1 protein-coding gene is annotated in these 1,842 nt (G+C 63.3%); it reads right to left on the bottom strand.

Going from position 1 to position 1,842, the window contains the following annotated elements; translation table 11 throughout:
• Window positions 1-1,832: 4Fe-4S binding protein (locus A2I95_RS34865; RefSeq protein WP_291737146.1), on the bottom strand; the 1,832-nt coding region annotated here is incomplete at its 3' end.
• Between the last annotated feature and the right edge of the window lie 10 nt (window positions 1,833-1,842).

The following is a 1,842-nucleotide window of genomic DNA, read 5'->3' as shown; positions in this document are numbered from 1 at the left end:
CAATAGAACCGCTCAACGAACAAACCCAGCCCCAGCAGCACCAGCGCAAAGACAACAAACGGCCAGTCGCGCACAAACTTCAGGATGATCGCGGTCTTGAACGGCTCCACTTCGGCATAGGTTTCCGCCAGCGGGATCGACACCATCGAAATGCCGAACAGTCCGAGGAAAATCATGTATTTCGCAGGCCACAACCGTTCATGCAGGCCCCACGGCAGGGTGATCTGCGGCACGCGGCACGCGCGGGCAATCTTGTGGGTCAGTTCCTGCAGCGCGCCGAACGGGCACAGCCAGCCGCAATAGGCGCCCCGCCCCCAGAACAGCAGCGCGGCGGCGACGGCAAACCACTGGATGAACACCAGCGGATCCAGCAGGAAGGCATCCCAGGAAAACCCGCCCCGCAAGCTGCCGGCAAGCGCCATCAGGTTCACCACGCTCAGCTGCGCGTTGGCGTACCAGCCCAGGAACACCAAGGTGACGGTCAGATACCCGATGCGGAACCAGTAGAAGACACGTGCATTCGCGGTTGCCTGGAACTGGAAGAAGAACACCCCCGTCAGCACCAGCAGCATCACGCCCAGAACGCTGATTTCCAGTGTGCGGTCCTTCCAGATCCGCTGCCACAGCGCCGCCTTGGCCGCGGCCTCGCCGGTATCATCATCCACCAGCTTGGGTGCAGGCGCGGCGGGCAGCAGATACTGCTCCGGCAGTTTGTAATCCAAATCAAAGGTCAGAAACGCCCGCTCCAGCGCGCCCACCGAGCGCTGCACCAAAAGCTGCAGGCGGAACGGCTCTGCCGGATCGAACTCCGCATCTGCCGGGATCCTGAACAGGTCCAGTTCACCAAAGCTGGGGCTGTCCGCCGTCGCCAGCTCCCCCAGCCGCTTGTGCTGCTTATCAAAGAACCGCACCGAAGCATCGCCCTGGATCAGCTGGATCCGGTCGAAGATGCCACCGCGCACATAGCCCGAACCCTTGAAGCTGTAGCTGCCGCGGCCCAGCACCAGAATGGCATGTTCGCCTTCCTTCAGCCAGGACCGCAGGTTCTGATACTCGGCCTCGCCCAGCAGCGATTTGCCGACCGACGGGACGGAGACCAGCGCCATCTGCATATCGATGAACGTATCGTCCGGAGCGCCGCGCTCACGCCGCCTGATTGCACGCTGGTCGCCCGTAGCCTCAAACGCCGCGTTTATCTGGCCCACATCCAGCGTCACCCGCCGCACCGAGCCGTCGCCTGCCAGCGTGGTCCAGTCCGCAACCGCCTCGCGGGTCATGTCGACCTCACGCTTCGGCCCGTCTGCCTGCACTGGCGACAGCCCGCCCAGCCCCAGCGCCCGCGCGACCTTGATGCCGGCCCGCACCAGACTGTCGTCGATCACCATGATGGTCACCGTCGCACCCGAGATAATGTCCAGATCATGGGCATCGCCGCCTGCCGCTGCCTCGGCCTTCAGGTCCAGCCCGGCATAGCTTTCGGTCAGCCTGACCATCTTGGCGTTCGGAATGCCGATCAGCACAATCGGTTCGGAATGCTTGACCAGCTTCACGCCGGTCAGCACTGCATCCGTATCAATCGCAGCCACCACATGGATCGGCTTGCCGCTATAGCCGGTGGTGCCGACAAAATCCGAGGTCAGAAAGGCATAGGCGATAACTTCGCCCGCTTTCAGCATCGGCGCCACCGGCACATCGCTGCGTACCGGACCGAACGCCTCGGCGCCGGGCACCAGGTCGGCAGGTGTCAGATCTGTCAGGAAAGAGTCGAGGCTGTCTGCCTCAGCACCCGCCGCGGAGAATACGGCGGCGAATGTTATCACAAGGGCTGTCATCCAGCCCCGG

The sequence above is a fragment of the Leisingera sp. F5 genome (genome assembly GCF_001593695.1).
This window is presented reverse-complemented; position numbering and strand designations above follow the sequence as displayed.